2 protein-coding genes are annotated in these 2884 nt (G+C 35.2%); both read left to right on the forward strand.

Features of this window, described 5'->3' with window-relative positions; genetic code table 11:
- The first annotated feature begins 180 nt into the window (after positions 1–180).
- Positions 181–411, forward strand: coding sequence for a hypothetical protein (locus tag ACK4M9_RS22675; RefSeq protein ID WP_409855052.1), 231 nt, complete (start codon positions 181–183; stop codon positions 409–411).
- A gap of 933 nt (positions 412–1344) precedes the next feature.
- Positions 1345–2884 (forward strand): group II intron reverse transcriptase/maturase (ltrA, locus tag ACK4M9_RS22680; RefSeq protein WP_409855053.1); only part of this gene is annotated, 1540 nt, incomplete at its 3' end.

Genomic DNA, 2884 nt, shown 5'->3' on the forward strand with positions numbered 1-2884 from the left:
ATTGAAGTAACGGAAGCTAAACGAAAAATTGGTAATGAGGGGACTTGACTTGGTTATTTAACCAAGTTTTTTTATTTGATTCAAAATTTTCTGTTCGTATTTTGTATAAAATGTTAAAATTTACTTATTCAAGTAAATCGGTCCTTAGTTAAGTTAGAAACTAATTTGGAGGTGGGGAGATTGGATTGGTTAGCAATCGTTTCAATAGTCTTGATGGGTATCGCTATATTTATGTTTGTTTATGGATGGAGAAAACAATCTCAAATGCTTATATTCCTCGGTGGGCTCGCCTTTATAACACCAATATTTTACTTAATCGGTTGGGGTGTACTTGCCCCCTTAGTTCCAGTAATTGCAATGTTATTTCTAATCTATGCAAAGAGAAGATTTGATTCTAAAAAAACTGCTTAACTATATGTATTATCAATGCTTTCAGTGGAAGAGCAGACATGGCTGTCCAATGCATATGAGTTGATAGCGCTAATTGATAGCTTAATAGTGGTTATCGATTTTTTCATGTTATGTAACGAGCAGGTTACTTGTGCGAAACGTTTCTACCCCAAACGGAGAATGGTCACATTACTTCATTAAAAGGTAGACAGTTTCATTATTGAAATTGAAGGATTATATCGAAGAATCAAATGAAAGGGTAACGCCTTGAAGGGTTCTCTCTGAGTCGAGTAGCACTAGAATTAGTAAGAATAATAGTGTTATAAGCTCGGCAAAAAGGCGTGAGAATTTACCGTAACAGTTATTGTTGGCTGACGAAAGCCTACCCGATGGGGTGGTGTAAATCATAATGCTTGAGTTGAATAAATATGGTGAGGATGCTAAAGAACCTACAAGAAAAGGTTAAGCTGACGAACTTCTGAATGTACGGGTCTATACCTGCGATACATAGAAATGTGTATATCACCAAATTGTGAGGTTAGCAGTGGATGAGTAAAACTAACTAATATGAAAATCCATGATATGTTATAGGCATATGAACGGTTAACAGGCTTAAAGGAAGCACCTACGTTTATTCCATAATAGATATAATTCAACGTTGTAAGCTGATAACGTGGAAGGCTTACTCTTAATGAAACGGTTGTAAGGAAAGCAATAATGAGATTAGTTATTGTATAACTTACTTTTATATCAGTGAAGGTGGTGGCACAGTACCGATGAAACGTCTAATCCACATGGAGGGATAGCCACTAGACTAATAAAGAATCATTCAACCATGTAAGACAGTTCTTCATCGGTTAATAAGGTTCTTGTCAGACTAAAAGAGGTTCAACTCCCAAGGGAGTCACCGACTTGTTAAAACGGAAGAAACTGCGACACAATGAATATTACGATATGCAACAGTGTTTTGATAATCTATATGCTCAAAGTGTCGATGGTCAAAATTTCTATGACTTAATGGAATTCATTAGTTCAAAAGAGAATATACGTCTTGCCTATCGAAACATCAAAAGAAATACAGGTAGTAAAACGGCTGGCTCAAATAAATTAACGATTGACGATGTAAAAGATTTATCAGTTGAAGAAGTGACTAAAAGAATACAACTCATGCTAGGGTCATATAACCCTGAAAAAGTCAGACGGGTGTTTATACCGAAAGCGAATGGGAAAACAAGACCGTTAGGTATTCCTACAATATGGGATAGAATTCTGCAACAGTGTATTCTACAAGTATTAGAACCTATATGTGAAGCCAAGTTTCATAAACATAGTTATGGTTTTAGACCGAACAGAAGCACTCATCATGCGAAAGCTAGGTTTGAATTTCTTATCAATCAAACTGGGCTTCATCACTGTATAGATGTTGATATTAAAGGATTCTTTGATAATGTGAACCATAATAAGCTATTAAAACAAATTTGGTCGCTTGGGATAAGGGACAAATCCTTACTTTCTATCATTTCAAAACTATTAAAAGCTGAAATTGAAGGTGAAGGTATTCCAACCAAAGGAACGCCCCAAGGGGGCATCTTATCTCCACTTCTTTCGAATATCGTGTTAAACGAATTAGATTGGTGGGTTAGTGACCAGTGGGAAACTTTCAAAACAAAGTTTGATTATAAGTACCCTGGTAAATTCTATCCTTTGAAAAAGACGAATTTAAAAGAATGCTTTATCGTAAGGTATGCCGATGATTTTAAAGTATTATGTCGTACTCGGACACAAGCGATTAAAATGAATTACGCTATCAAGGACTTTCTTAAAACTCGGTTACACCTTGAAACGAGCGAAGAAAAATCAAAAGTCATAAATCTTAAAAAGAATTCGTCAGAATTCCTAGGGTTTTCGATTCGAGCCGTTCGAAAAGGTAAAACGAGAATGGGTTATGTTGCTCAATCAAATATGACAAAGAAAGCAAAATCAAATGCATTCGACAAAATTAAAGAATCAATCAAGGCGATACAAAAGAAGCCATGCATAGAAACAGTTTGGCATTACAATACCGTTGTAATGGGAATTCAAAATTATTATGCAGCAGCCACTCAAATCACAAATAATCTAAGTGAGTTAGCCTCCTATCTAGGTAAGACCTTATATAATCGCCTAAAGAACTTAAGAACAGAAGCGAGATTTTCTGATATGACTAGTACATTACAAAAACGCTATAAAGGATATGAGCCTAAGATGTTTAAGATTAGGAAAATGGTATTCGTCCCAATCTATGCTCATCGGCATAAAATTGCCTTTTGTTTTTCACAAGACATCTGTAATTATACTGCTAAAGGCAGAGCCAAAATACACAAGAACCTAAAAGCGATAAAGAAAAATGTACTAGCTTACGTCATGAAAAATTTTATCCCAAATCGAACGATTGAATATAATGATAACCGTATTAGTAGATTTATTGCTCAATACGGAAAATGTGCTGTTTTAG

Origin of the sequence: Anaerobacillus sp., from assembly GCF_046314235.1 — a bacterium.
Taxonomy (GTDB): Bacteria; Bacillota; Bacilli; order Bacillales; family Anaerobacillaceae; genus Anaerobacillus.